This is a genomic window from Mesorhizobium sp. M0715 (assembly GCF_040320355.1).
Classification (GTDB): Bacteria; Pseudomonadota; Alphaproteobacteria; order Rhizobiales; family Rhizobiaceae; genus Mesorhizobium.
In genome coordinates this window covers 47,267-73,298 of the sequence record NZ_JAMYPL010000011.1, presented here as the reverse complement: position 1 = coordinate 73,298, position 26,032 = coordinate 47,267, and the positions used below count along the sequence as shown (strand labels likewise).

Genomic DNA, 26,032 nt, shown 5'->3' with positions numbered 1-26,032 from the left:
TTGAACCATGCTTTGAAATGGTGCCCGCGGCCTGCGCCGCGGGCACCGGTTTTCACTTCGTGTCGTAGAGTTTCAGGATCGGTTCGACGCTCGAGGCGTCGTAGAGGCTGAAAGTATGGATGTCGTAGCCGATCGGTTCGCCCGACGCGGCGAGCCCGAGCAGCGCCACCGGCATGAAGCCCTGCGCAGACGGAAACTGCCAGGCGGCCGCGTTGACGAAGCCGGATTTGACGGCCTCGGCGGTTTCCTTCGAATTGCCCCAGCCGACGACCGGGATCTTGCCGGCCGGCACACCTGCGCCGTCGAACACCCGTTTGACGCTGGCCGCCACGGAATCGCCGAGCGCGATGATCGCCGGCGGATTGTTGGCCACCATATAGTCGGTCATCTTGGCAATGATGCCGGCCGGGTCGGTGCCGCAATCGACCACATCATATTTGATCCCCAACGGATCGAAGACGCTGGCGATGCCTTCGGTCTCCAGCTGCTGATAGCTGGCGCCGGGCACTTCCACCGGCAGGAACACCTTGTCGCCCTGCTTCACCATCTTGCGGTCGACGAGATACTTGGCCCAGATGACGCCCGCCTCCTTGAGATCGGCGCCGACATAGGCCTGCCGTCCGGTCGCCGGATCGTCTGTGTTGAAGAACACGATCGGGATCCCGGCCGCCTTGGCAGCCTTCACTTCCTCGGTCCACAAGCCCGGCTGGGCCGAGGTGGTGGCGATGCCGTCGGGCTTGGCCGCAAGCGCGGAATTGAAGGCCTCCTTCTGCGCCGCCATGTCGCCGCCGCTGAAGGAGATCTTGCAGGTCACCTTGAGCTGGTCGCAGGCTTTGGTCGCGCCGGCATTCCAGTCGAGCCAGAACGCATCCGAGGGACCGCCATGCGACAGCAGGTAAAACGTCTTCTGGCCATCCTGCGCCATTGCCGGCGAGCCTAGCGCGACGCTGGCGAGCAGCGTTGCGGCAGCCGCCAGTTTCAATGCGAACTTCAACATTCTTTCCTCCCTTGCTTTTGGGCCGCGCCGCCGCGAACCGACAGCGCGCAGTGACCGTCACAGACCGTTGGCGCGGAACTTCCCATCGAGGAATTTCTTGGCGCGCGGCACGTCGTCTTCCGAGAGATGCTCGATAATCACAGGAATGTTCGGATGCTTTTCCGCCAGCCGCTGGAGGTAGAGATCATAGTTCAGCGAACCGAGGCCCGGTGCCGGTAGCTCGATCTCGCCGACGCCACGGAAGGTGTGGCTCTCCAGCGCGTCCTCGTCGCCGATATCGGCGTGCTTCTCGGACTTGTCGCCGCCCGAACGCTTGACGTCCTTGGCGTGAGCTATTCTGATCTTGTCGGTCAGCGTGTCGAACACCTGGTTCAGGATCTGGTCCATCCTGTCGATGTTATGCGTCTCGAAATAATTGGTCGGGTCCATCAGCAGACCAAGGCCGGGATGGTCGACCTGCGCGAACATCTTCACCGTCTCCTCGACCGAGCCGACGACGTTGTTGACGTAGGTTTCGAGCAGGAAGACCGCGCCGTGGTCATAGGCCGTCTGGGCGAGCTCGGCGACCACCTTGCGGCACTCCTCGAACCCTTCCTCGGTCTTGTTCTTGGGGTGATGCACCCAGTCGGATTCGGTGTTGTAGGTGCCGGTTTCCGAGATCACATACGGGCTGCCGAAATGGCGGGCGTTGCGGATGATCTCCTTGAGATAGCCGACACGCTTGTCGCGCTCGGCCTTGTCGGGATGGATGATGTTTGTGTAGCCGGAAATGCAGCACACCGGCAGGTGATGATCGCGGAAGACGTCGCGCACCTTCTTGGCCTTGTCCTTGGTGATCTGCCCCGCCGACAGGTCGACGTCCTTGAAATGCAGGTCGAGCTGCACCGTGTTGAAATCGAGCCCGCGGATATTCTTCGCCGTCTCTTCGAGGCCGTACGGGAAATAGCCCGTGAAAATACCTGCCTGCATCATGGTGTGAATTCCTCCCTGTAAGCGATTCAGTTGTCTGGTGTTTCAGTTGCGGTGATCAGATAGCGATTTCGGAAAGCTTGACAGTGCGGCCCTCGTCGATCGAGCGATAGCCCGCCTCGACCAGCGCCATGGTCTTGACGTTGTCGGCCACCGACAGCGCCGGCGGCGTGCCGGTCTTCACCGCATGCTGGAGCTGCTCCATCACGCCGATAAAGGCATGCGGGAACCACATCGTGTCCCAACTCGGGCTGACCCATTCGCCGCCGGTCGTCTCGGTCGAGGCATAGGTCAGCGTCGAGGCCGCGCCCGTCGGCCAGCCGATGGTGCCCTTCGCGACGCCCTTGGTGCCGTCGACGCGCCAGTTGATGTGCTGGTCGTCCTTGTAGCCATCCTGGCGCGGACCGGACCAGACATCCTCCAGCGACACGGCGAGCACGCCGGACGGGAAGCGCAGCGTCGACACGGTGATGCCGTCGGAATGGTCGAATGTCGTGCGCGGATCCTTCCGCGTCAGCGTGGTGATCTCTGAGGGGTCACCGAACAGGAAGCGCAGCACATCGAGATGATGCACGCTCATATTGGCCAGCGTCAGCCGGTCGTAATCCTCGAGGAAGCTTTGCCAGTGGGGGATGGCGTGCATGTCGATCTGGGCGAAGACGATGTCGCCCAGCGCGCCGCTGTCGATGATCTGCTTCAAGACGCGCATCGACTGGTCGTAGCGCATGTTCTGATTGACCGAGAGGATCTTGCCGGCCTTGGCCGCCTCGTCACGCAGCTTGACCGCTTCATCGACCGACAAGGCCAACGGCTTCTGCGCCAGGATTGCCTTGATGTGCTTCTGCTTCAGCGCGTGACGGATCAGCGCCGGCTGCAGGTCGGGCGGGAAAGCAAGATCGATGATCTCGACATTCTCGTCCTCGATCAGTTTTTCAGGCGTGTCGTGGACCGTGGGGATGCTCCAGCGCGTCGCCACCTTCTCGGCGCTGGCCCTGGTGCGCGAGGCGATCGCCACCACCGGGAATCCAGCTTCCTTGTAGGCGGCGAGATGGCACTCGGCCATGATCATGCCGGCGCCGACGCAGCCGATCCTGTATTCCTTCGTGCGGACCTTCACGTCCGGCTCGAAGCCCTTGTTTGCCATCTCTTCCTCCCGAAAGTCTTTCCTTGCGGCGGCCGTCATCGTGCCAACGCCCCGCCGCTCTGTTCGAAATAATGCACTCTGGCCGGCTCGCAGGATATCGCCACCATGGCATCCGGCCGAATGTCGGGCTGGCCGCGCAGCAATGCCTTCAGCCGCGCCTGCCCGGCAGCGAGCGTCACCACGGTGTAGCCGCCAAGCGGCTCGACCTCGAACACTCGCGCCGGGCGGCCCGGGCCCCCATCCGCCCACGGTCTGACCTTGATGTCTTCCGGCCTCAGGCCGATCTCCACGGCGTCGGCGGGCGCTGTCTTGTCTTCGATGCGGATCGTGCCTTCAGCCGCTTCGACACCGCCCTCGCCGCGCGCCGATCTGAGAATGTTCATCATCGGCGAGCCAAGCAGCCTTGCCACATAGGTGCTGGCCGGGCGGTCGTAGATCTCTGCCGGCGTGCCGATCTGCCTGACCTTGCCGTCCTCCAGGATAGCGATGCGGTCGGCGACCGACATCGCCTCTTCCTGGTCATGCGTGACATAGATCAGCGTCTTGCCGAGTTCGCGCTGGATGCGCTTCAGCTCGACGCGCGTTTCCTCGCGCAGCCTGGCGTCTAGCGCCGAGATCGGATCGTCCATCAGATAGGCATTGGGATCGCGCACCAGAGCCCGCGCGATCGCCACGCGCTGCCGCTCCCCGCCCGAAAGCTGTCCCGGCGGCTTGTGCAGGATATGGCCGATATGCAGCTTCGCCGCGACGTCCGTGACCCGCCGCTTGATCTCGACCTCGGCCACCCGGCGTTCGACCAGGGGGAAGCGGACATTTCCGAGCGCGCTCATATGCGGAAACAGCGCCAGGTTCTGGAACACCATCGCCACGTTGCGCTCGGCCGGTGACATCGCGTTGACCGGCCTGCCTCCGATCAGGATTTCTCCGAAGTCAGGTGTCTCCAGCCCAAGCACCAGGCGCAGGATGGTCGACTTGCCCGACAGCGGCGGTCCGAAGAAGCAGAAGAACTCATTGTCGTTGACGGTGAACGAGGCGTCGTCGACGGCAAGTGTGTTGCCGTAGCGTTTGGTCACGTTGCGGAAGACGATATCGGCCATCTCAACCTGCCTTCATCGCAAGGCCGGCAGCGGCGTCAAAGACGCGCACCGACGACGTAGTGGGGGCGATGACAGCGGTGTCGCCGATAGCCAGTCCGACATCATTGTCGAACACCGTTTTCACAGCCGCCTCGCCCTGGCCGAGATGAACGATGGTGCGCGCACCGATCCGTTCGACAAAGGTCACCGGCATTGCGAGGCCCTGCCCATTCTGCACCAACGTCGCCTGTTCCGGCCGGAATCCGTAAAGCACCTCGCCGCGGGCACCGCGCATGGCCGCCGCGAGTTCGCCCGGCAGCGGCGGCGTGACGCCCAACGGCCCGAGATCGACGACCAGTCCGCGATCGCTCTCCGCCAGCCTGCCCTTGAGCAGGTTCATGCCCGGTGCACCGATAAAGCGGGCGACGAAGACATTGGCTGGATCGTTGTAGACCTCGAGCGGCGTGCCGACCTGCTGCAGCACGCCATGATCCATGACCGCGATGCGGTCGGCCATGGTCATCGCCTCGAGTTGGTCGTGGGTGACGTAGACCATGGTCTGGCGGAACTGCCGCTGCAGCTGCTTCAGTTCGGTGCGCATGACGGCCCGGAAAGCGGCGTCGACATTGGAGAGCGGCTCGTCGAGCAGGAAGATCGCCGGCTCCATGATCGCCGAGCGGCCGATCGCCACCCGCTGCAATATGTTGACTGACAGCCTGTCGGCCTTGCGGTCGAGCAGCGGCGTCAGTTGCAGCATCTCGGCGATGGCGCCGACACGGCGATCGATCTCGGCTTTGGCAGCCCCTCGCATTTTTGGCCCATAGGCAAGGTTCTGGCGCACCGTCATATGCGTGAAGATGGCGTAGTTCTGGAAGACGAAGCCGACGCCGCGCCGGCCCATCGGCACACCGGCCATGTCGCGCTCGCCGAACAGGATCTTGCCGCCGGTCGGCTCTTCCATGCCGGCGATCATGTTCATCGTCGTCGACTTGCCGCAGCCCGACGGGCCGAGCAGCGCCATGAACTCGCCATCGGCAATTTCCAAATCCATGGTTTTCAGCGCGGTGAAGTCGCCGAATTTCTTGACCAGGTTTTGCAGGTGAATTGCGCTCATGCCGCCACCTCGCGTGCCCGCGCCATGCGCTTCATGGCGAACACCGCGACGATCGACAGCACGACCAAAATGGCCAGCGCGATCGCCGCCACATAGCCCCAGATCAGGTCCTGCGTGGTGAGCTTGTAGATGTAGACCGAGATGGTTTCGGTGGCGACGCCTGGACCGCCGCCGGTCATGATGTAGAGCGTGTCGAAGATCTTGAAGTTCTCTATCACCCGGATCGCCAGCGCGATGATGATGATCGTCTTCATCTTCGGCAGCACGATGGTGACGAAGCGCTGCCAGGGATTGGCGCCGAGCAGCGTCGCCGCCTTGATCTGGTCCTCCGGCACGCCGACCAGGCCGGCGAGCAGGATGAGGAACATCAGCGGCGTCCATTGCCAGATGTCGGCGATCATGACAGCGATCAGCGCCAGCGTCGGATCCGACAGCCAGGCGATGGTGACGGGAGAACCGGTCAGCGACGACAAGATGTCGTTCACCGGGCCGCCTGACTGGAACAGCATGAAGAACATGTAGCCGGCCACCGCCGGCACCACCATCATCGGCATCAGCAGGATCGAGTAGAAGACGCGCTTGCCCGGGAAATCGTCGGCAAACAGCGTCGCCAGTGCCAGGCCAAGCAGGAATTCCGCCGGCACGCAGACGATCATGACGATGGCCGTACGCTTCAGCGCGCTCCAGAAGCGCGCGTCGGCGGCGAGATCGGTGTAGTTGGCAAAGCTGTTCCACATCGACCAGGCGTTCCACCAGCCGGTGCCCGACAGAGGCGACCAGTCGGTGACGCTGATGTAGAGCTGCATCAACAGCGGGAAGGCCGAGATGAACAGCACGAGGATCTGAGCGGGCAATGTCAGCCGGAAACCCAGCCTTGCGCCCTCGTCACGCGAACCCGGCCTTGTTCCGACGGCTTTCATCTCATCCTTGGAAGTCATGACAGTCACCGCGCTCATTGCTTGAGCGCCCCGAACGTCAACCCGCGCACCAGATGGCGTTGGATGACGATGCCCATGATGACCGGCGGCACGGCCGCGATCAGGCCAAGCGCCGCCTTGGCGCCATAGAGCTGCCCGGTCATCGAGGAGGACAGAGAGGCCATGTAGACCGGGATGGTCACCCATTCGCGTGTCGTCAGAAGCAGCGCGATCAAATAGTCCGACCAGTTGAGGATGAAGACGAAGAGCGCCGCACTGGCGAGCGGCGCGCGCATCATCGGCAGCGTGATGCGCGTGAAGACGCGCAGCCGCGAACAGCCTTCGACAAGCGCCGCCTCCTCGATCTCGCGCGGCATGTCGTCGAAGAAGGTCTTCATCAGCCAGAAGGCGAACGGCAAGGTGACGATGCCGTAGATCAGCGCCAGGCCCCACCAGCTATCGGTGAAGTTGAGGAAAGCCCACATGATCATCACCGGGATCATGACCGCCATCGGCGGAAAGATCCGGAGCTGGATCAGCGCCAGCGGCAGGTTCTGGCCGGAGCCGAAACGCGACAGCCCATAAGCCGCGGCAGTGCCCGCCGACATGGCGATCACCGTGCCGAAAACCGCCGACAGCAGCGATGCGAGGATCGGCTTCAGCGCGTTACGGTCGAGCGCGACGATCAAATTGTTGGTCGACTCGCCGAAGACGAAACGGAAATTGCTGAGCGTCGGGTTCTTCGGCCACCAGGTCAGGTCGGCGCCGGTCGCCGACCATTCGGCGATCGGCTTGAAGGCCATCGATACCATCCACAGGATCGGCACCAGCGTCACCGCCATGGCCGCGAAGATCGCGGCATAGCGGAATATCAGGAAAGGAACGGAACGCTTCATCTGGCGGCTTTGCTGGTGGCGTTGTGGGCGGAGGGGAGAAGCAAGCTCCTCCCCTCCTTCGATATGATCCAGGGAGAAGGATCAGACGATTGGATCGAGAACTGTCGGCCAGGCCTCCTTGTTGGTCTTGATGGCTTCGAGCAGTTTGTCCTCGCCGGTGCGCCGTGCGATCTTTTTCCACTCTGCCTCGGTATCGGCCATCGCCTGCTCCGATGTCTTGGCCTTGGTCAGCGCCGCCATCAGGTTCTCGTCGAGCGCATTGTGGAAGGCTGTCGCGCCGGGATAGTTGATGGTCGGCACGGTGCGGGCGACCGTCTCGCGCACGACGTCCATGTGGTAGGCATGATAGGTCTGGCGCACCAGCGGATCGGAGAAGTCCGAAAGCCGGAACGGGTCCAGATAACCGCCGGGGTTGGCGCTCATCCATGCGTAGATACGGGCCGAGCCCAGCCATTGCAGCAGGAGATAGGCGACCTCCTGGTTTTTCGACTGCGACGAGACCATGCCGGTCAGCGAGAACCACAACACGGAACGGCTGATCAGCTTGCCGCCGATCTCGCGGCCGGGCGGCAGCATCGAGCCGATCTTGCCGGTGACGGCTGAATCCTTGTTGCCGGCATTGTCGAGGAATTTCGGCAAGTTGGAGAAGGCGCAGGTCATCGCCGCACCACCCTTGGCGAAGTTGCCGTATTGCTCCGGCCAACCCCAGGAGATCGCATCCGGCGAATGATGCGCGAGCGAAGCGACATATTCATTGGTGGCGGCAATGCCTTGCTCGGAATTGATCATCGGCTTGCCGTCATCGCCAAACAGGAACTGGTTGGGCGAAGCCATCGAGACATAGCGCTGGTACCAGTTCGTGTAGCCCCAGCCCTGGTTACGCAGGTCGGTCGAGCCGAACAGGCCCTTGTCCGGTCGCTGGAAGAAGGCGGCTATGTCGCCATGCTGCTTCCAGGTCTTCGGCGGCGCCAGATCGTAGCCGTATTTGTCCTTGAAGGCCTTCTTCTCGGCTTCGTCGCCGAACAGGTCGGCGCGGTAGACCCAAGTCTGGAAGTCGCCGTCCAGCGACACGCCATAGTTCGAGCCGCGGTATTTGTTGAGCAGCGACACGCCCTTGGCGCCGTTGACATAGCCGCTGACCGGATCGTCCCATTCAGGCTTATGCTGCGCGACAAAGTCGTCGAGCTTGGCGATGCCGCCGGTTTCGGCGAGGTCGCCAAGACGGTTCCATTCGGTCGAGTAGATGTCGTAGGCCCCACCCTTGGTGGAGATGTCCTGCATCGTCTTGGTGAATTCCTGGCCGTTCGGCAAACCGACGATTTCGATCGCGATGCCGGTTTCCTTTTCCCACAGCTCCTTGATCGACGGCGCACCGGCCGGGAACGGCTGCGTGAGCTGGCCGATCGAGCCGTCGGACAGGCCGAGCACGATCTTGGCCGGCGCCTTGCCGGCGCCCTTCAGCGCCTTGGCCGCCTCGATGGCGCGGCCTTCCGGCGTATCGGCGCCATACTGGTAGCGCTCGGCCCCTTCGAAGCCCGTCGGGCCGCCGATCATGCCGGGCGCCAGCGCGTCGGCCGCATAGGCACGTCCGGGACGAATGAATTGGGGTGCGATACCAGCGGCGGCCATGATCACAGCCGCCTTTCCTCCGGATGCCAGCAGCCGGCGCCGCGAGATGCGGATCAAGTCAGACATTGAAACTCCTCCCTCAGGGCCACGTTTCCTCCACGGCCCTTATGAGGGATATTGACGGCAGCATGGCAAGGCTGTCAACATCATAAATAATCAAAACACCTCATAACGTTGCAACAAGGCAAGGAAATGCACAAAAACGGGATCCATGCGTCACGCCGAATGCCTCAATTTGAGGGCACCCGGCCCTTACCGGCCCTGCGCAGCCCTGCCGGACGATTTGATTTAGCGCGGCGGCTTGCACATCGGCCAAGGGCGGATACATCATTTCCCATCAGAATCGCCGATGGCGGGGAAGCCGTCACCAGCCGATCTGACGCATGCAGGAGATGAAAGACGGTGCGTTCCACCCTGACTGACATAGCCCGGGAGGCCGGCGTCTCGGCCGCCACCGTCGACCGCGTGCTCAACAACCGACCCGGCGTACGGGCGCGCACACGGGAAATCGTGCTCGAAATGGCGCAGCGCCTCGGCTACATCGCCGAAGGCCCGAACGGCGCGCCGCCACGACCCTCGCCCGGCGAGGTCATCCGGCTCGACTTCGCCCTGCCGGCCGGCACCAATTCCTTCATCAAGATGCTGCACCGCCAGATCGAGGCACAGGCTCTGGCGCGGCCCGACCTCGATGTCCATATCGCCACCATCGAGGGCTTCAATCCTGACCGGCTTGCTCGCCTGTTGCAGGATCTGCGCGGACAGACGCAAGGCGTCGGCGTCATCGCGCTCGACCATCCGACGGTGCGCGAAGCAATCCGCTCCCTGTCGGCCAACGACATCAAGGTGGTGACCATCGCCTCCGACATCCTGCATGTACCCAGGGTCGCCTATATCGGCATCGACAACCGCGCCGCCGGGCGGCTGGCCGGCTATCTGCTCAACCGCTTCATGGGATCGGGGCGTCCGGGCAAGGTGGCGCTGTTCGCCGGCTCGCTGTCTTATCGCGGCCACGAGGAACGCGAGATGGGGTTCCGCCACGTATTGACCGAGGAATCACCCAATCTGCAGATCGTCGAGATGCGCGAAATGCTCGACGACCGCGAGAAGGCCTATTCGGAGGCATCGGCCCTGCTGGAGCGGCACCCCGACCTTGCCGCGATCTACAATGTCGGCGCCGGCAACACCGGCATCGCCCGCGCGCTCAAGGAGCGCGGCCGCGCCCAATCCATGGTCTTCCTCGGCCACGAAGTGACGGACGGCACCAAGGACCTTCTGCTCGACGGCACGCTCGACGCGGTGATCGACCAGAACCCGCGCGTCGAGGCCCGCGAAGCGCTCAACACCCTGATCCATGCGGTCCGGGGGCTGCCCTACGAATTGCACCAGCCAAGGCTGCAGGTGGTCTTCAAGGAGAACATTCCGGAGATTTGACCTGTACGAGGCGGCGCCGCAAAGCGCCGCCCGCTCGATCTTTCCGGGCCTATTGGACGGCAGCGACTTCAGCCGCGGCGCCATCGACAAAGCTCTTGTCGACCCATTTGCCATAGTCGATCGAGCCCTTCAGGAGCCCGGCGCTGGCCATGAATTTCTCCTCGCCCTGCAAGGCGGCGATCGCGTCGTCCGTGAGTTTCGGATCCTGATGGAACACCCCGTCGGCATAGGTCTTGCGGACGGATTTTTCCGACGACTTGGTCGCCTCGACAAAGGTCTTGATCGTCTGGTCCGGATGGGCGTCGGCCCAGCGCGAAATCTCGATATCGACCTTCAGCAGCCGCTTGACCAGATCGGGATATTTCGCCGCGAAGGCGCCGTTGACCGAGATGACGTTGGGCACGTTCCATTCCGGATGGGTGCTGGTGTCGAACAGGACGCGCGCCTCGCCGGTGTCGACCAGCTTGGCCGCCGTCGAATCGGTCTCGACAATGGCGTCGATATCGCCGCGCAGCAGCGCCGGGCCGGATGCCTCGAAAGGCAGGTTCAGACCTTCGACATCATTGGTGGTCAGGCCGACGCTGTTCAGCGCCTTGCTGAAATTCGAATGCCGCACCGTGCCGGTCAAATAGGCGACCTTCTTACCCTTGAGATCCTGCAGTGTCCTCAGCGGCGAGTCGGTCTTGACGACGATGTAGGAACCGCCGGCCTTCACATAGCTCGACAGGCCGATCAGCTTGACGTCGGCGCCGGACGCAGCAACCCGCAGCGCTGGATTGTTGCCGGTATAGGTGAATTCGATCGCGCCGGTGGCCAACGCTGTCGTCGCCTCCGAACCGCCATTGAAAGTCACCAGTTCGACCTTGATGCCGTCCTTGGCGAATTCCTTCTCCCACCAGCCGTCCTTCTGGGCGAGGATGAATTTGAGATGCCCCGGCGCGGTACTGCCGATGCGGATGATTTCCGGCTTGTCCTGGGCGAAGGCAGGCATGCCGCCAAGGCCGATGACGACGGCAATGGCGCCCTTCAGGAGCAGTCGGCGAAGTGCATCGAATGGAATGCTGGGCATGGGAAAATCCTTCCTGATTGGAATGAATGGACGGCTCAGATGAGCGAGGTCTCGGACTGGCCTTTCCAGGCTGTCGCCCAGCGCTCGAACCAGACAAGCAGGTAGTTGACGGTCAGGCCGATGACGGTCAGCGTCAGGATGCCGGCATACATGTCGGCCGTTTCCATCATCAGCTGCGAGTTCTGGATGAGGAAACCGAGGCCGGATTTGGCCGCCAGCATCTCGGCGCCAATGACCGCGAACAGCGAGGATTTCACCGCCAGCCGCGCGCCGGCGACGATCGAGGGAATGCTGGCCGGCAGGATGACTTTCCGGAACAGATCGAAGTCGGACGTGCCCATCGAGCGCGCCGCCTTGATCAGCAGCGGATCCACCGACTTGACGCCGCTGATCGTGTTGACGAGGAGAAAGAAAACCGAGGAGTAGAAGGTGATCGCCACCTTCGATTCCTCACCAATGCCGAGCAAAAGGATGAACACCGGCAGCAGTGCGAATTGCGATGTGTTGCGCAGCGTCTGCACCAGAAGGTCGGAAACCTTCTCGAACAGCCAATAGCGCCCCATCAACAGACCGAGCGGGATGGCCACCACCACGCCGAGTGCGAAGCCGATCGCAGCGCGCTGCAGGCTTATGCCGATATGCTCGATCAGCACGCCCGAGGCGAGCAGCGCCCACCAGGCGACCAGCACCTCGCTCAGCGGCGGAAAGAAGATCCGGTTCAGCCAGCCGAGCCGGGGCGCGATCTCCCACAGCAGGAAGAACAGGCCGAGCAGCGGCAAGCCATAGAGGAACGTGCCGTGGCTCGCTTTCTTGCTCCGGTTCTTGGCGCTGGCCTTGATGGCCGGGACCCTAGCGACGGCGACCGTTTCGCCAGCGCCGGCAAACAGGTGGAGCGCTCCAGCGGAGCCAAACTTCTCGGTCAGATAGGCCATTGGTCCAGCTCCTCAGTGACTGAAGGCTGGTGACAGGGTCCAGTCCTTCTGCGCCTTGTTGACCTCGTCGCGCAGCACGTCCCAGACGCGGGCGCGATAGGCGTTGAATTCGGCGCTGGCGCGGATGTCGCCGTCGCGCGGCCGTGGCAGGTCGATATCGATGATCTCCTTCACCGCGCCCGGCCGCGCCGTCATCACCACCACGCGATCGGCGAGGAAGATCGCCTCGTCGATCGAGTGGGTGACGAAAATGACAGTCGTGTTGATCTTGCCCCAGATCCGCAGCAGCTCGCCTTGCAGCAGTTCACGCGTCTGCTGGTCGAGCGCCGCGAACGGCTCATCCATCAGCAGCACTTCCGGGTTGCTGGCCAGCGCACGCGCGATTGCCACACGCTGCTGCATGCCGCCGGACAGCTGGTTGGGAAAACGGTCCTCGAAACCAGCAAGGCCGAACAGCGCCAACAGATGGCGGGCTGTGGCGGTACGCTCGGCCTTGGCCACGCAGCGCACTTCCAGCGCATATTCGATGTTGGCGAGCGCCGTGCGCCAGGGAAACAACGCATATTGCTGGAAGACATAGCCGGTCTTTGGATCGGGCCTGGTGATGCGCCTGCCGTCGAGCTGGACATTGCCGCCGGTCGCCTGCGTCAGCCCGCCAATGATATCGAGCAGCACCGACTTGCCCGAGCCGCTCGGGCCGACCAGCGTGATGAACTCGCCTTTGCGGATCGAGAGATCAACGCCGTCGAGCACGGTGACGCGGTCGGTCGCCTCGCCATCGACGGTGACGAACTGCCCCGGCTTGAGCTGGAACGTCTTGCTGATGTCGCTGACGACGATCCGGTCCATGTTCGGGCGATCCATATCTGTCTCCGATCGGTTCACTGCGCCACGCGGATGCGGTGCGTCGGGTCGAATTCCGAGCCGCCCGCCTTGCCGCGCTTCCAGCCAAGCGCGCGGGCATAGGAGCCGAACAGCCGTCGGGCGTCGGCCTGAGCTTCCGTGATGCCGGTCGGCCCTTCGGCGAACTCGGCCACATAAAGCGCGTCGGTCGGGCAGTAGATCTCGCAGAGAAAGCAGGTCTGGCAGTCCTCCTGGCGAGCGATCACCGGCACGCCATTGTCGGTCGCGTCGAAGACGTTGGCCGGGCACACCTTGACGCAGATGTCGCATTCGACGCAGCGCGTGGCCGAGACGATCTCGATCATGACGCCAGCTCCGCCAGCCGCTCAGGCGCACCTGCGATGCGGAACTCATCCACACCGGTGATGACCAGCCGGTGCGCGAAGGCCGGGCTCTTGCCCGGTAGGTCGGTGCGGCGATGCATGCCGCGGCTCTCGGTGCGGTGCAGCGCTGCGGCCACGGACCAGCGCCCGGCAGCGGCGATCGATGCCGCCTCGCGCGTGCGGACCCGATCCAGCCCCTCGCCTTGCAGATGGTCGCGCACGTCGCGCCAGACACTCTCCAGCCGCTCGCCGCTTTTCTCCAGGCCCTCGCCGGTGCGGAAGAAATTCTTGCCGAGCGGCGTCACTTCGCTACGCACCACCTCGATAACTTCGCTCGCCGAGATGTCGGCACTCGCCGACGATGCCGGACGCAACCCGGCTTGGCCGAGCGACTGCACCGCACTGCGGAACGCCTTGCCGGTGCGGCGCTTGGCATGGGTCGAGGCGCCCTTGCCGGCCCACCAGCCGCTGGCCAGCGCCCAGGATGAATTGACGGCGCCGCCGCCCGACACGGCCCCGGTCATCATCTCGCGGCTGGCGGCATCACCGGCGACGTAGAGGCCGGGCACGCCGGTGGCGCAATCGTCGGAGACGATGTCGATGCCGCCGGTGCCGCGCACCGTGCCTTCGGCGCGCAAGGTGATGCGGAACAACTCGCTGAACGGGTCGATGCCGACGCGGTCATAGGGCACGAAGCAATTCGGCTGGCCCTGGCGCAGCCAGCCTTGCAGCGCCGGTTCGGCCTGATCGAGCCGCGCATAGACCGGGCCGTCGATCAGCGCGCGCGCCACTTCCTCCTCGCGGTCGCCGATGCCGTTACGCAACGGCTCGCCGGTCGGTCCGACGATCGGCGAGCCATCTTCGCGATGGAACGAGGCCCAGCGGAACGGCAGGCCCTTGTTCAGCGATGAGCCATAGGGCGCCAGCGTGTATTTGCCGGTGAACTCCATGCCCGACAGGCTGGCGCCGGCTTCGGCCGCCATCAGATAGCCGTCGCCAGTCAGCCCGGTGGCGCCGAGGATGCGTTCGCGAAAGGCGCAGCCGCCGGTCGCCAGCACCACGGCGTTGGCGTCGACGCGCCAGTCCTGGCCGATCTGTCTCGCAACACCGGCGGCGCCGACAATGGCATCGCCGTCGGACAGAAGTTCGAGCGCCGGATGATGGTCGAGCACGGTGACGCCGGCCAAAAGCACCCGGCGGCGCATGAAGCGCATGTAGTCCGGGCCGCGCAGATTGGCGATGTAGAGCCGTCCGTCATCCTCGCTCGGAAAGGGATAGCCCCATTCGGACAGCCTGAGCAGGTTGCGGTAGGCGGTGTCGACGCAGCGCAGCATCCAGCGCGGGTCGGCGAGTTCGCCGGTGCGCTGCCAGCGTCGTTCGACCACGGCGTGCCTGTTGTCACCCGGCGGCACGCACCAGGTGCCGGTGTTGGACGGCGCGGTGGCGCCGCTGGTGCCGAGATAGCCCTTGTCGGCCAGCACCACCTTGGCGCCGCCCTCGGCCGCCGCGACTGCCGCCCAGGCGGCCGACGGGCCGCCGCCCAGCACCAGCACGTCTGCCTGGAGCAGCAAGCTGTCGGAAGCGGATTTTTGCGGCTTGTGCATGGACACCTGGCGAATGCGTCGAGGCCGGCGCTAGGCCGCGCGCGCCGCGCTGGAAGACCAGACCGGCTCGTTGCCGGCACTCCATTTGATGTTGCAGCCGATCGACGGCACTTGGCTGGCAATGGGCCTGCCGCCCTCCAACACCGTGTCGACCGCCGCTCGCAGATCGGCACCCGTCACCGGCTTGCCGTTGCCCGGCCGCGCCTCGTCGAACTGGCCGTGATAGGCGAGCCGCCGGTCGGTATCAAACAGGAAGAAGTCGGGCGTGCAGGCCGCGCCATAGGCTTTCGCCGTCTGCTGCGACGCATCCTTGAGATAGGGGAAGGAATAGCCAAATTTTTCGGCCTCTTCGCCGATACGGGCAAGCGTTTCTTCCGGATGCGCTTCGTGGTCGTTGGCGTTGATCGCCACCACTTGCAGCCCCTTGCCCGCATAATCCCTGGCGAAAGCGGCAAGCTGCTCGCGGATCAGCACGACGAACGGGCAACGGTTGGAAATGAAGGCGACGAGCAGGGCCGGCTTGGCGTCGAAATCGGCGAGGCGGTGCAGCACGCCTTGCGCGTCGGGCAACAGGAAATCGGCCGCCCTGGTGCCGAGGTCGATCGGATTGGACTCTGTCTTCGGCATCGATGCGCTCCCTTGTGCAACCATTTTCACAGGCCAAGGTGCGAGCGCCCTGAACGTCCGCAGTTAGTCTATGAATTTAGTATAATTATAGGCTGGATAGCGCATTCGCGGTCAACCGCGCGGCTTAGAATATCGTGCCAATGTTTCAGGCCGAGCCGCCAAGTTTGTTCGGGCGGAAGCCGATCCGGAGAAATCCGGACGGACAGGATTTATCAAGCTCAACTGGTTCGCCGACGAATTGGTACTGCCCAGCCGAACCGCCTTGCGATTTTACGGCGTCATTCCCCTTCCGGATAAAGCGCCTTCGCCAGATCGCGGATCGCATCTGATGTGCGCGGCCCGAAGCCGATCATGTAGGCGCCGTCAAGCACGACCAGCGCCTTGTTGGCCGCCGCCGGCGTTGCCGCCAGCGCGCGGTTGCCGAACACCTGCTCGGGCGTCGGCCCGCTCTTGCCGTCGCTCATCATCAGGATGACGTCAGGCGCCATCTCGATCAGCTTTTCCTCCGATGCCGCCCTGTAGCCATGCACGACATCCATCGGGTTGAGGCCGCCGGCATAGCGAATGATGGCGTCGGCAGAGGTGCCGGCGCCGGCAGCGCTCAGCTTCACGAGGCCATGGAAGAACACCACCTTCTTGCGCCGCTCCGGCGGGATTTTTGCTGCCAGATCGGCTGCCGTCTGAAAGGCGGTGAGCACCTCGGCGGAAACCACCTTGCCCTTGTCCTCGAGCCTAAGGCTGGCGGCGATCAGGGTGATCTTCCGCTCGATGCCTTGCGGGCTGTTGTCCTGCGGGACGAAGACGATCGGGATCGCCAGTGATTTTAGCACCTCGACCGCCTCCGGCGGTCCGCTGTCCTCGGCCGCCAGGATCAGGTCGGGACGCAGGCTGGCCAGCCCCTCGACCGAAAGCTGGCGGCGGTAGCCGACATTGGGTTTTTGCGCGACTTCAGGCGGATATTTGCTGCCGCGATCGACGGAGATGATCCGCTCGCCGGCGCCCAGCGCGTGGACGATCTCGGTGACGTCGGAGCCGAGCGTCACGATTCGGGTCGCCGCGCCCGGCACGACGGTTCGCCCCAGCGCGTCGACAACGCCCTCGGCGGCCAGCGCCTGGAAACCACAGGAAGGCGCCAGCACCGACAGCGCCAGAAGCAGCACCGCCGCGATCCTGCCAGGTTGCGACCAGTGGGTCGTCTTGCCTTCGCCTAAACTGCCGACCATGCCGCTGTTCCCGTGCCAGATGCTTCTCGATGATGGTCGGCTATAAATTTAAAGTTGACTTGTGTCATCATGTTTTAATATGTGACCCCTGCCCCGGCCCGCCTGGTCGAGGGATTCTCGATCATGCCAGCCAAGGCCCTTCAGCCACCGCCAGCAGTTTTGCTTTTGCTTGGGGGCTGCATGACGATGACAACGACAACAAACACGACCTTGATGGCGAGCACCGCGCTCGCCTTCGTGCTCGGCCTCTGCGCCGTGCCTCTTGCCAGCGCGCAGGAACAGGACCAGGAGAAAAAGGCCGCCGCCAAGGCCGGCCGCCTGGCGCCGGCCAGTGCCGCGCAGAATCAGCCGGCGACGATGCTCGACGTGATCACCATCTCGGCGACGATGATCAAAACGGCGGTGATCGAATCGATGGCCGCCATCAGCGCCGTCGATCAGGACGAACTCGACCGCATTCAGCCCGACACAGCGGCCGACATCTTCCGCACCACGCCCGGCGTCGCTGCCTCGATGAATGGCGACGATCCCGCAACCGCCATCAACATTCGCGGCCTGGAGCAATATGGCCGCGTCGTCGTGACGCTCGACGGCGCCCGTCAGGACTATTGGCGCGTCGGTCATGGCTCTGGCTCGTTCTATGTCGAACCGGACCTGATCAAGGAAGCCACCGTCATTCGTGGCCCGGTGTCGAATGCCTATGGGTCAGGCGGCATCGGCGGCGTCGTCTCCTTCGAGACCAAGGACGCCGGCGATTTCCTCAAGAAGGACGAGCGCTGGGCGCTGAGCGAGAAGCTCGGCTACGAGGACAATGGCGACGGCTTCACCACCAGCACCACCGGTGCCTACCGCTTCAGCGACGATGCCGACATCATCGGCAACCTCATCTACCGCGACCGCGACAGCTACACCGACGGCAATGGCGAGACCGTGCCATGGACCGGCGAGCGGGTGACCAGCGGCTATCTGAAGACGACGCTGCGGCCGGCCGATGACCATGAGCTGAAGCTCGGCGCCATCCTGCAGCGCTACAACGACCAGATCACCGGATCCAGCGGCTCGACCTCGCCGACGCTGAGCCGCTACGACACCAACACCACCAACCAGACCTACACCGCCGCCTACACCTGGAAGCCAGACGACAACGAGCTGATCGACTTCAGCGCCAATGCCTACCACAACCGCACCCGCACCGAGCAGACGCAGGTCGCGCCTGCCTCAGGGATCGGCAATTTCCGTTTTTACGATGTCGCCACATCCGGCTTCAACGTGAAGAACTCCTCACGTTTCGACGCCTGGGGACTAGCACATACGCTGACCTACGGACTCGATTACTACTATCTCGAGGCCTCCTCGGAAGCGGCGCATTTCGGCGCTGGCGAACAGCAGGGCTATGGCGGCTTCCTGCAGTGGCAGGGCGATTACGAGGACTGGCTGCAGGTCATCACTGCGATGCGGTATGACGGCTACCAGCTCGATGGCGAAACGCGCATCCCGTCGCCGCAGGAAGCCTCGATCTCCGGCGATCGTTGGTCGCCGCGCCTCACCGTCGGCGTCACGCCATTCGATGGCTTCCAGCTCTATGGCACCTATTCCGAAGGCTATCGGGCGCCGGGCCTGCAGGATGTCTTCCGCGGCGGCGGCGCGCATGGCGGCGGCGATACATACCGGCCCAATCTTCTGCTGCAGCCCGAGACGGCGAAGAACTGGGAGGCCGGCATCAACGTCAAGTATGACGATGTTCTGACGGCGGGCGACCGGTTGCGCGCCAAGCTCAACGTCTTCCACACTGCCGTCGAGGATTACATCGACGTCGACCTGACCGTCCTGCCGCGCACCGCGATCAACATCGGCGACGCCCGGCTGAAGGGCATCGAGGCCGAGATGGTTTATGACTACAACCGGGGTTTTGTGAACCTTGCCGGCGCGTTGATCGACGCCAAGGTCGTCAGCGGCGTCTATTCCGGCCAGGCGCTGAACAACACGCCGCTCGACCGCTTCTCGGCCACCATCGGCTTCCGCATGCTGGAGGACCAGCTCACCGTCGGCGCGCAATATCTCAGCGTCGGCAAGATCACCCGCACCAGCCGCACCAATCCCAACGCCGTGCCGGTCGTCGATGACGGTTTCGATCTGGTCAACGTCTTCGCCAACTGGCGCGTCAATGACAACCTCAAGCTCGACTTCGGCGTCGATAACATCTTCAACACCGCCTACACCGACCCGCAAAGCGCATGGTCGACCTCGGCGGCAACCGAACAGGGCAAGGGCCGCACCTTCAAGGTGGCGCTCACCGGCAGGATCGGAGGCTGACAATGAGCCAAGCATCGGTGCGTGAACTGGCCTGTGAGGCACAGCTCAACCTGCGACATCTGCCCGATTACATGGACAGCATCAGCGACAGACTGCAGAGCTTCGAGGCCGATGCTTCGCATCAGGGACAGCGCATCGATTTCCGCTTTGCCTTCGGTGGCGCCTCTTTCGACATGGAACGGCTGGTGATGCGGGCCAATGCCGCCGACCGCGACGGGCTGGCCCGTATCAAGGACCTGCTGGCCACGGCCGTACAGGTCTACGCCAAGGAGGAAAATCCCGAGATCGTCTGGACCGGCGATCTCTCAGGCGAAACCAGCCTCGCTCAGTTCCGCGAGATGGTGGTGACGGATATTCGCGACCTCACCCCGCATATGCGCCGCATCCGGCTGGCCGGCGAGGATCTCAGCCGTTTCGCCAAATTCGGCGGCATGCATATCCGCATGCTGTTTCCGACCAGGGAGGTGCCCGATCCGCTGTGGCCGGTGCTCGGCGGCAATGGCTTGCCGGTCTGGCCCGCCGATGACCGGCGCCCGGTGGCGCGCGTCTACACCATCCGCGCGCTCGACGTGGAAAAGGGCATCATCGATGTCGACTTCCTGATTCATACCGGCGAGAGCGTCGGCTCCACCTGGGCCATGCAGGCAGCGCCCGGCATGAAGGTCGGCATCATGGGACCGGTCGGCCGTCCGGTGCGGCAGGCAGAATGGTATGTCTTGGGTGCCGATGAAACCGGCCTGCCGGCGCTGGCGCGGCTGCTGGAGACGCTGCCGGCCGAGACAAAAGGCGTTGCCTTCGTCGAGATCGCCAATGACGGTGAACGGCAGAAGATCGCCAACCCCACCCGCATCGAAGTGCATTGGCTGACACGGGATGGCGTGGCGGCGGGCGAGGACAGACGGCTGGCCGAGGCTGTCCGCTCGGTGGCGTGGCCGCAGGACGGTTCGGCCTTCGGCTGGTTCGCGGCGGAAGCCGCTGCCGCCAAGATCGTGCGCGAATATTGGCGCGACACGCTGGGACTTGGTCGCGATCAGACGCTGGCGGCTGCCTATTGGCGGCGTGGCTCTGCCGGATTGATGGCGGGGTGAACTCTGATGATCGGCCCGCCGTCTTTGCCGATGCCGATATCAATTTGATCACCGGAGACAAGGTTCGAAATATCGCACACCACCAGCGGCATGCGGATGTCATAAAGAAACTCGGCAACGATGGCGCCCACCGCCAGGATCGGGTCCGGCCGCTCCAGAAGAAGACCGGCCGGCGCCGTGCCTCTGCGGATCGCCTCGGCCAGCACCGAGGATGAAGACGATGAGCCGCGCCCGCTCGGCATGACCAAAATCCTGCCGGCGACATTTTGGCCGAGGCCGGGATGCGAATGGTCTGTTATGTCGCCGGTCTCGGCATCGATACCGCCCCAGAAGCTGAGGGGTTGCGAGAACACCAGCGCCTGGCCCTTGGCTTCGCCGGCCAACTGGAAGGTGCCGGTTCGTGCCACCGGTCGCGTCATGAGGCGCTCCGCACGACATGCCCGACGGCAGCGGAGCGGATGCAATCCTCCATCTCGGCAAAGGCGACGGACACGCCGATATTGCCCGGTGCATAATGCGCCCATTTGCCGGAATTGGTCATCACGACGCCGTCGAGGCGTTCCAGGATCGATGTGACATAGGTGCAGGTGTCGGCGACCGGGACCAGACCAAACGCCTCCATCCCCGCCAGCGCGCCCTCCTCCTGCAGTCGCGCCAAGGTCGCACGGCCCGTGTTGACGTAGATCGGGATGCGCCTTCCGGGTGCTGCCTCGCGCAGCAACGGCAACAGTCGCATCCACTCCTCATACGAAAAATGCGGCGTGCCGAGCGACACGGCCGCCACCGGCGCGCCATCCCGTACGCTCGATAGCCTGGCCAGCGCATGGTCGATATCGGCGCGGGTGATGCGGATCGTTTCGTCAGGCGCATGACCCTGGAACGCCTCATCGAGCGTCATCGCTTCCGGCGTGATGCCGACCGCATGGAACAGCGCCACAGCACCCGTCGTTGCAGCCGCCGCGCCCAGCGCCTTTAGCTGGTCCTCATCGCGCGGCTGCGGCAGACCGGCAATCACCGGAACGCGGTCGCCGCTCGCTTGCCCGATGAATAGCCCGACGCCGACGAAAAGGCTGTCGCTCGGCTCGCCGTCCGGAACATCCAGCTCAAATAGGATCCGGCCGCGCCGGTTCTCGCTCAGATGCAGACCCCAGGCCGGCGCGCGGCCGGTCATGGCGCAGCACAGATCGATGAAATCGCCATAGCGGTTGGTGCGCGCGCCGATCACCGAATTGGCAAAGACGATGGCGTTGGATTCGCCCCAGGCGATCTGCTCGCCGAACTCCGGCCTGAACCGCGTCTGGTAAGGTGCGCAAGTGAAGGTCGCCTGGCAGCCGAGCTCCAGATGCGCCTTCATCAGCCGCCGCGCCGGCACCTCTTCCGCTGCCGGCATCTTCACCATGCCGGGATGGATGAGGTCGAATGAGCCGACATTCAATGTCGTCGGCACCTGGACCCGGCCACCGCCTTCGACCAGCCGCTCGACGAAATCGAGCCCTGCCTTGCCGTGGTAGAGACAGCCATCGATATGGGCGCCAGTGATGTCGAGCAGACCGCGCGCCCCAACCGCATTGGAAAATGCGACGAGGATTTTCATGGCAGCGGCGGCGGACGGGCCCTGCTCGCCGTCGAGCATGGATCGGTCCTTAGCCGTCAATTCCAGCGTCATAGATGTGCTCCCGGCCCTATCTAGCCCGATGGAGGGACAGCACCCCCCTCTGCCCTGCCGGGCATCTCCCCCGCAAGGGGGGAGATTAGCCGTCATACCTGCTTTCGCAAATTTTCGACGTTGCAAAAAGGGCAGTGACGCTCAAACCGCCAATCTCCCCCCTTGCGGGGGAGATGTCCGGCAGGACAGAGGGGGGTGCGAAGGAACGCCAACAGTCCCTGCTATCGAACCGCGTCGACTAGTTTGCCGCAATCAGCACGGTGCTTTTCGGCGACCAACTGAGCATTACCTCCTGACCCTCGGCCAGTCTTTCGGCACCGGTGTTCTGCACGATGACCTTCAACGTCTGACCAGCGTGCTCGACAAAGTATGTGCTGTTGTTGCCGGCGAAAATGCGCTTGGAGACCTGCCCCTTGAGCATGTTGGCGTTGCCATCCGAAGCCCCGCCATCAATAGCAATACGAATGCGTTCGGGCCGCACCGCACAACTCGCCTTGGCACCAGCAGCAAGGCGAGCACCCGCGCCGGCGGCAATCGCCGTGCCGTCCGGCAGCCGGATGCCATCGCCCGTCGTATCGCCGCGAAAAATGTTGGCGTCGCCGAGGAAGGTGGCGGCGAATTCGCTCTTCGGCCGGTCGTAGATCTCCTCCGGTGGTCCTTCCTGCACCAGCCTGCCGTCGCGCAATATGCCGATGCGGTCGCTCATCGTCAGCGCTTCTTCCTGGTCATGGGTAACGAAAATGGTGGTGATGCCGATCTCGCGCTGGATGCGCTTGAGCTCGATCTGCATATCGACGCGCAGCGCCTTGTCGAGCGCGCCGAGCGGCTCGTCGAGCAGCAGCACGCGCGGCTTGGTGACGATGGCGCGGGCGAGCGCCACGCGCTGGCGCTGGCCGCCCGACAGCTGATGCGGCCGCCGCCCACCGAGCTTGCCGAGTTGCACCAGATCGAGCGCGCGCTGCACCTCGGTAGCGATGATCGCCCTGGCCTCGCCGCGCACCGACAGGCCGAAGGCGACATTGTCGGCGACGCTCATATTGGGAAACAGCGCATAGTTCTGAAACACCATGCCGATGCGCCGCTTTTCGACCGGCACCCGCTCAACGCTTTCGCCGCCGATGGTGATGCGGCCGGAATCGGGAAAATCGAACCCCGCGATCTGCCTGAGCAGCGTGGTCTTGCCGCTGCCCGATGGCCCGAGCAGCGCATAGAAGCCGCCATCGGCGAAATCGATAGAGACATCGTCCAGTGCCTTGTGCGCGCCGAAACTGCGCGAGACATCAGATACCTGCACGCCGGCCATTATTTCTCTCCGCCGAATTTGAAGAACCGCGCTGTCAGCAGCATCAGCGCCATCGACACGACAATGATGATGGTCGAGACCGCGTTGATCTCGGGCGTAAAACCCTTGCGGATCGCGGCGTAGATTTCGACCGGCAGCGTCGTCTGGCCCGGCGTCGCCAGGAAATAGGACACGACGAACTGATCGAACGAAACGGCAAACGCAAACAGCCCGCCGGCGATGACGCCGGGCATGATCCAGGGCAGCGTAACGCGCCTCGTCACCTGCCACTGGTTGGCGCCGAGCGAGCGCGCCGCCTCTTCCAGCTCCGGCGCGAAGGTCTGCAGCCGGGCCGAGACGACGACGATGACATAGGGCAGCGCCAGCGCGACATGGCCGAGCAGGATCGCATGCAGGCCGCGGCCGATGCCGACACCGAAGAAGAAAATCAGCATCGCCGTGCCGGTGATCAGCCACGGTATGGCGATCGGCGGAAACAGCATCGCCTGCAGGAACTTCTTGCCGCGAAATTCGTAGCGATAGAGCGCCAATGATGCAGCCGAGCCGAGCACCACGCAGATGATCGTGGTGATGACCGCGATCTCGACGCTGTTCCAGGTGGCCGCGATCAGCTGGTCGTTCTGCCACAGCGAGGCGTACCATTCGGTCGTCCATTCGAACGGCAGTTGGTAGAAGGGCGAGACATTGAACGACATCAGCGCCATGATGATGATCGGCAGATAAAGAAAGGCGAGCAGCATAAAGATGTAGAGACGGCCGAGCCATTCGAGGATGCGGGTCGTCACCATCACGCGGCCCTCCGCAGCACCGGCGACGCCACCGCCAGGATGACCAGCACCACCGCCAGCAGGATGAAGGAGAGCGCTGCACCGAGCGGCCAGTTGAACACGGCGACGAACTGGTCCTCGATGACCGTGCCGTAGAAGGTGCCGGTGCGGCCGCCGAGGATGCGCGGTTCCATGAACGAGCCGACGACCGGCACGAAGATCAGCGCCGCACCCGCGACCAATCCGGGCATCGACAGCGGGATGATCACCCGCTTCAGCACCTGCAACCGCGATGCGCCAAGCGAGCGCCCGGCCTCGATCAGCGAGTCGTCGATCGCCTGCAGCGTCAGATAACAGGTCAGCACCATGTAGGGCACATAGGAGTGCACCAGCCCGATGATGACGGCTGGATAGGAATACATCAGGTCGATGTTGATCTTGAACGGCAGCACCGCGTTGAGCGCGGTGTCGAGAATGCCGCCCTCGCGCAAAACCATCGCCCAGGAAAAGATGCGCACCAGCCCGTTCGACCAGAACGGCAGGATGACGAGCAGGAAGATCGCCTCGCGGCTGCGCCCCTTCAGCACCTTGGCGAGCACGTAAGCCGCGGGATAGCCGATGACGACGCACCACAGCGTCACTTCGAGGCCAAGCCGCAGCGAGGCCAGCAGCAGCGTCAGATAGAGGCTTTGCGAGAAGAAGGCGGCATAGTTGCCAAGCGTGAACGCCCACGGCTTTCCCGACAGCGGCAGCTCGGTCATGAACGAGAAGAAGACCATAGCGGATAGCGGCAGGAAGATCGCCACCGTCAGCCAGAGATAGGCTGGCGCCAGCAGCGGCAATGCCGATCTCAGCCCGCTTCGCGACGCTGTCGCAGCTGCCATGGTACCCTCCTCCCAGTATTGGAAGAACCAGCCGACGCGAACCGCCGGCTGGCCTGGCTGTGATCTTAATTCACGTCGACCTTAAGCTGCTGCCAGAGCGCCAGATAGGCTTCGCGCTGGGCGTCGGTGATCGGCGCCTGGAACTGGATGCGCTTGGCCACTTCGGGATCACCCATGACCTTGCGGTTGAAGGCATCCTCGGGCAGCGCTTCCACCGCCTTGGTGTTGGCGGAGACGGGAGCACCGACCTTGGTGACCCATTCGACGTAGAATTTCGGGTCGATCATGTAGTTGATGAAGGCCTCGGCGCCGGCGACGTTCTTGGCGCCGACCGGAATGGAAAACGCGTCGAGCCAGGCGACGGCGCCTTCCTGCGGCACGACCAGCGAGACCGGCAGCTTGAAATGCGTCTTGGCGCGATCGGCCGAGCCGCTCCAGTAGGTGCCGATGTCGATCTGGTTGGAGGCGACCATCTGGTTCCAGTCGTTCTCCGAGCTCCAGAAGGTCTTGATCTGCGGCATCAGCGAGGTCAGCTTCGTCTTGACCGCATCCATATCCTTGATGTCGTTGATGTTCTGGCCAGTGGCGATGGCGCCGAACTGCACCGCTTCAACGGCGTCGTCGCGAATGACGACACGGCCCTTGTGCGCGGCATCCCACATCTCGGCGATGCTCGTCGGCGGCTTGTCGAAGGATTTTTCGTTGATGGCGAGCGCCGTCAGGCCCCATACCCACGGCACGCCATAGACCTTGCCGTCGTGGACGAGCATCGGCGATCCCGCCTTGTCCTTGCTGATGTCGGCGTAGTTCGGCAGCTTGGAAACGTCGATCGGCTGGATCAGCTTGCCGTCCATCGCCTGGTCGTTGAAGGCGGCGTTGATCATGACGACGTCGTAGAGGCCGGGATTGGTCCGGATCTTGGTCAGCATTTCCTGTTCGGAATTGAAGAAATCGTTGACGACCTTGTTGCCGGTCGCCTTTTCGAAAGCCTCGACGGCCCACGGCTCGTCGGCGCCGTAGCCCTTCCAGTTGAGCACATGCACTTCGTCGGCCTTGGCGGCGAACGTGAGTGCGGAGGTAAAGACGGCGGTCGCCGTCAGCAGAGCAGTCAAGTCAGGCATGCGCATGGTTGGTTCCTCTCTGTGGGTTTGCCCGCT

Annotated in this window: 24 protein-coding genes; 3 read left to right on the top strand and 21 right to left on the bottom strand. The window is 63.7% G+C overall.

What is annotated here, in order from left to right; all coding sequences use genetic code 11:
• Window positions 1-52: 52 nt before the first annotated feature.
• From NKI21_RS15645 to NKI21_RS15610, 8 genes are all read right to left on the bottom strand, one after another.
• Entirely contained in the window at window positions 53-997 is a 945-nt protein-coding gene (locus NKI21_RS15645) for a sugar ABC transporter substrate-binding protein (RefSeq protein WP_352441184.1), read from the bottom strand.
• 57 nt (window positions 998-1,054) lie between these two features.
• Complete coding sequence (locus NKI21_RS15640; protein WP_352441185.1) at window positions 1,055-1,969, bottom strand: sugar phosphate isomerase/epimerase family protein; 915 nt, start codon at window positions 1,967-1,969, stop codon at window positions 1,055-1,057.
• Window positions 1,970-2,024: 55 nt separating this feature from the next.
• Entirely contained in the window at window positions 2,025-3,110 is a 1,086-nt protein-coding gene (locus NKI21_RS15635; RefSeq protein WP_352441186.1) for a Gfo/Idh/MocA family protein, read from the bottom strand.
• Window positions 3,111-3,145: 35 nt separating this feature from the next.
• A complete protein-coding gene (locus NKI21_RS15630; RefSeq protein WP_352441187.1) occupies window positions 3,146-4,207 on the bottom strand; it encodes an ABC transporter ATP-binding protein in 1,062 nt (353 codons plus the stop codon).
• Between the two features lies 1 nt (window position 4,208).
• The gene (locus tag NKI21_RS15625) at window positions 4,209-5,300 is read right to left on the bottom strand and encodes an ABC transporter ATP-binding protein (protein WP_352441188.1); all 1,092 of its coding nucleotides are present in this window, start codon (window positions 5,298-5,300) and stop codon (window positions 4,209-4,211) included.
• Window positions 5,297-6,256 carry a carbohydrate ABC transporter permease gene (locus tag NKI21_RS15620; RefSeq protein ID WP_352441189.1) on the bottom strand — a complete coding sequence of 320 codons (960 nt, stop codon included), beginning with the start codon at window positions 6,254-6,256 and terminating at the stop codon, window positions 5,297-5,299. The genes NKI21_RS15625 and NKI21_RS15620 overlap by 4 nt, the downstream gene beginning before the upstream one ends.
• On the bottom strand, window positions 6,253-7,113 hold the full coding sequence (locus NKI21_RS15615; protein ID WP_352866218.1) for a carbohydrate ABC transporter permease: 861 nt from the start codon (window positions 7,111-7,113) through the stop codon (window positions 6,253-6,255). The genes NKI21_RS15620 and NKI21_RS15615 overlap by 4 nt, the downstream gene beginning before the upstream one ends.
• 81 nt (window positions 7,114-7,194) lie before the next feature.
• A complete protein-coding gene (locus NKI21_RS15610) occupies window positions 7,195-8,808 on the bottom strand; it encodes an extracellular solute-binding protein (RefSeq protein ID WP_023814038.1) in 1,614 nt (537 codons plus the stop codon).
• A gap of 336 nt (window positions 8,809-9,144) precedes the next feature.
• Between NKI21_RS15610 and NKI21_RS15605 the strand changes: the two genes are divergently transcribed.
• Window positions 9,145-10,173 carry a LacI family DNA-binding transcriptional regulator gene (locus NKI21_RS15605; RefSeq protein WP_352554751.1) on the top strand — a complete coding sequence of 343 codons (1,029 nt, stop codon included), beginning with the start codon at window positions 9,145-9,147 and terminating at the stop codon, window positions 10,171-10,173.
• A gap of 49 nt (window positions 10,174-10,222) precedes the next feature.
• Here NKI21_RS15605 and NKI21_RS15600 read toward each other — a convergent pair whose 3' ends face one another.
• From NKI21_RS15600 to NKI21_RS15570, 7 genes are all read right to left on the bottom strand, one after another.
• Window positions 10,223-11,242: an aliphatic sulfonate ABC transporter substrate-binding protein gene (locus NKI21_RS15600; RefSeq protein WP_352554750.1), complete on the bottom strand. Its 1,020-nt coding sequence runs from the start codon at window positions 11,240-11,242 to the stop codon at window positions 10,223-10,225.
• A 35-nt stretch (window positions 11,243-11,277) separates the two neighbouring features.
• Complete coding sequence (locus NKI21_RS15595) at window positions 11,278-12,174, bottom strand: ABC transporter permease (protein WP_352554749.1); 897 nt, start codon at window positions 12,172-12,174, stop codon at window positions 11,278-11,280.
• Window positions 12,175-12,186: 12 nt separating this feature from the next.
• Complete coding sequence (locus NKI21_RS15590) at window positions 12,187-13,023, bottom strand: ABC transporter ATP-binding protein (RefSeq protein ID WP_352775310.1); 837 nt, start codon at window positions 13,021-13,023, stop codon at window positions 12,187-12,189.
• 32 nt (window positions 13,024-13,055) lie between these two features.
• Window positions 13,056-13,382, bottom strand: a complete 327-nt coding sequence (locus NKI21_RS15585; RefSeq protein WP_023814043.1) for a 4Fe-4S dicluster domain-containing protein — start codon at window positions 13,380-13,382, stop codon at window positions 13,056-13,058.
• Window positions 13,379-15,004: an FAD-binding protein gene (locus NKI21_RS15580; protein WP_352554748.1), complete on the bottom strand. Its 1,626-nt coding sequence runs from the start codon at window positions 15,002-15,004 to the stop codon at window positions 13,379-13,381. Before NKI21_RS15580 ends, NKI21_RS15585 begins: the two co-directional genes overlap by 4 nt.
• Window positions 15,005-15,034: 30 nt before the next feature.
• Entirely contained in the window at window positions 15,035-15,631 is a 597-nt protein-coding gene (locus NKI21_RS15575; RefSeq protein WP_023814046.1) for a thioredoxin family protein, read from the bottom strand.
• A 278-nt stretch (window positions 15,632-15,909) separates the two neighbouring features.
• Complete coding sequence (locus NKI21_RS15570; RefSeq protein WP_352554747.1) at window positions 15,910-16,854, bottom strand: heme/hemin ABC transporter substrate-binding protein; 945 nt, start codon at window positions 16,852-16,854, stop codon at window positions 15,910-15,912.
• Window positions 16,855-17,040: 186 nt separating this feature from the next.
• On the opposite strand from NKI21_RS15570, the gene NKI21_RS15565 reads away from it, so the two are divergent.
• Window positions 17,041-19,167, top strand: a complete 2,127-nt coding sequence (locus NKI21_RS15565; RefSeq protein WP_352554746.1) for a TonB-dependent hemoglobin/transferrin/lactoferrin family receptor — start codon at window positions 17,041-17,043, stop codon at window positions 19,165-19,167.
• A gap of 2 nt (window positions 19,168-19,169) precedes the next feature.
• On the top strand, window positions 19,170-20,255 hold the full coding sequence (locus NKI21_RS15560; protein ID WP_128303399.1) for a siderophore-interacting protein: 1,086 nt from the start codon (window positions 19,170-19,172) through the stop codon (window positions 20,253-20,255).
• Here NKI21_RS15560 and NKI21_RS15555 read toward each other — a convergent pair.
• The 6 genes from NKI21_RS15555 to NKI21_RS15530 all read right to left on the bottom strand — a co-directional run bounded on the left by NKI21_RS15555 (window position 20,216) and on the right by NKI21_RS15530 (window position 26,002).
• The gene (locus tag NKI21_RS15555) at window positions 20,216-20,674 is read right to left on the bottom strand and encodes an aconitase X swivel domain-containing protein (RefSeq protein WP_352441197.1); all 459 of its coding nucleotides are present in this window, start codon (window positions 20,672-20,674) and stop codon (window positions 20,216-20,218) included. The two genes, NKI21_RS15560 and NKI21_RS15555, sit on opposite strands and share 40 nt — an antisense overlap.
• Complete coding sequence (locus NKI21_RS15550; RefSeq protein ID WP_352630454.1) at window positions 20,671-21,921, bottom strand: aconitase X; 1,251 nt, start codon at window positions 21,919-21,921, stop codon at window positions 20,671-20,673. Before NKI21_RS15550 ends, NKI21_RS15555 begins: the two co-directional genes overlap by 4 nt.
• A gap of 238 nt (window positions 21,922-22,159) precedes the next feature.
• Window positions 22,160-23,224, bottom strand: a complete 1,065-nt coding sequence (locus NKI21_RS15545; protein ID WP_352630452.1) for an ABC transporter ATP-binding protein — start codon at window positions 23,222-23,224, stop codon at window positions 22,160-22,162.
• A complete protein-coding gene (locus NKI21_RS15540) occupies window positions 23,224-24,012 on the bottom strand; it encodes an ABC transporter permease (RefSeq protein WP_352630498.1) in 789 nt (262 codons plus the stop codon). Before NKI21_RS15540 ends, NKI21_RS15545 begins: the two co-directional genes overlap by 1 nt.
• The gene (locus NKI21_RS15535) at window positions 24,012-24,875 is read right to left on the bottom strand and encodes an ABC transporter permease (protein WP_127317861.1); all 864 of its coding nucleotides are present in this window, start codon (window positions 24,873-24,875) and stop codon (window positions 24,012-24,014) included. The genes NKI21_RS15540 and NKI21_RS15535 overlap by 1 nt, the downstream gene beginning before the upstream one ends.
• 65 nt (window positions 24,876-24,940) lie before the next feature.
• Window positions 24,941-26,002, bottom strand: coding sequence for an ABC transporter substrate-binding protein (locus tag NKI21_RS15530; RefSeq protein ID WP_352866209.1), 1,062 nt, complete (start codon window positions 26,000-26,002; stop codon window positions 24,941-24,943).
• Between the last annotated feature and the right edge of the window lie 30 nt (window positions 26,003-26,032).

Excerpts from the sequence above, each read along its gene's own strand:
- NKI21_RS15560 (WP_128303399.1), top strand. The coding sequence starts at position 19,170 with ATGAGCCAAGCATCGGTGCGTGAACTGGCCTGTGAGGCACAGCTCAAC.
- NKI21_RS15535 (WP_127317861.1), bottom strand. The coding sequence starts at position 24,875 with ATGGCAGCTGCGACAGCGTCGCGAAGCGGGCTGAGATCGGCATTGCCG.
- NKI21_RS15540 (WP_352630498.1), bottom strand. The coding sequence starts at position 24,012 with ATGGTGACGACCCGCATCCTCGAATGGCTCGGCCGTCTCTACATCTTT.
- NKI21_RS15585 (WP_023814043.1), bottom strand. The coding sequence starts at position 13,382 with ATGATCGAGATCGTCTCGGCCACGCGCTGCGTCGAATGCGACATCTGC.
- NKI21_RS15595 (WP_352554749.1), bottom strand. The coding sequence starts at position 12,174 with ATGGCCTATCTGACCGAGAAGTTTGGCTCCGCTGGAGCGCTCCACCTG.
- NKI21_RS15645 (WP_352441184.1), bottom strand. The coding sequence starts at position 997 with ATGTTGAAGTTCGCATTGAAACTGGCGGCTGCCGCAACGCTGCTCGCC.
- NKI21_RS15580 (WP_352554748.1), bottom strand. The coding sequence starts at position 15,004 with ATGCACAAGCCGCAAAAATCCGCTTCCGACAGCTTGCTGCTCCAGGCA.
- NKI21_RS15545 (WP_352630452.1), bottom strand. The coding sequence starts at position 23,224 with ATGGCCGGCGTGCAGGTATCTGATGTCTCGCGCAGTTTCGGCGCGCAC.
- NKI21_RS15530 (WP_352866209.1), bottom strand. The coding sequence starts at position 26,002 with ATGCGCATGCCTGACTTGACTGCTCTGCTGACGGCGACCGCCGTCTTT.
- NKI21_RS15590 (WP_352775310.1), bottom strand. The coding sequence starts at position 13,023 with ATGGACCGGATCGTCGTCAGCGACATCAGCAAGACGTTCCAGCTCAAG.
- NKI21_RS15635 (WP_352441186.1), bottom strand. The coding sequence starts at position 3,110 with ATGGCAAACAAGGGCTTCGAGCCGGACGTGAAGGTCCGCACGAAGGAA.
- NKI21_RS15570 (WP_352554747.1), bottom strand. The coding sequence starts at position 16,854 with ATGGTCGGCAGTTTAGGCGAAGGCAAGACGACCCACTGGTCGCAACCT.
- NKI21_RS15625 (WP_352441188.1), bottom strand. The coding sequence starts at position 5,300 with ATGAGCGCAATTCACCTGCAAAACCTGGTCAAGAAATTCGGCGACTTC.
- NKI21_RS15555 (WP_352441197.1), bottom strand. The coding sequence starts at position 20,674 with ATGACGCGACCGGTGGCACGAACCGGCACCTTCCAGTTGGCCGGCGAA.
- NKI21_RS15575 (WP_023814046.1), bottom strand. The coding sequence starts at position 15,631 with ATGCCGAAGACAGAGTCCAATCCGATCGACCTCGGCACCAGGGCGGCC.
- NKI21_RS15610 (WP_023814038.1), bottom strand. The coding sequence starts at position 8,808 with ATGTCTGACTTGATCCGCATCTCGCGGCGCCGGCTGCTGGCATCCGGA.
- NKI21_RS15600 (WP_352554750.1), bottom strand. The coding sequence starts at position 11,242 with ATGCCCAGCATTCCATTCGATGCACTTCGCCGACTGCTCCTGAAGGGC.
- NKI21_RS15550 (WP_352630454.1), bottom strand. The coding sequence starts at position 21,921 with ATGACGCTGGAATTGACGGCTAAGGACCGATCCATGCTCGACGGCGAG.
- NKI21_RS15630 (WP_352441187.1), bottom strand. The coding sequence starts at position 4,207 with ATGGCCGATATCGTCTTCCGCAACGTGACCAAACGCTACGGCAACACA.
- NKI21_RS15565 (WP_352554746.1), top strand. The coding sequence starts at position 17,041 with ATGACAACGACAACAAACACGACCTTGATGGCGAGCACCGCGCTCGCC.
- NKI21_RS15640 (WP_352441185.1), bottom strand. The coding sequence starts at position 1,969 with ATGATGCAGGCAGGTATTTTCACGGGCTATTTCCCGTACGGCCTCGAA.
- NKI21_RS15615 (WP_352866218.1), bottom strand. The coding sequence starts at position 7,113 with ATGAAGCGTTCCGTTCCTTTCCTGATATTCCGCTATGCCGCGATCTTC.
- NKI21_RS15620 (WP_352441189.1), bottom strand. The coding sequence starts at position 6,256 with ATGAGCGCGGTGACTGTCATGACTTCCAAGGATGAGATGAAAGCCGTC.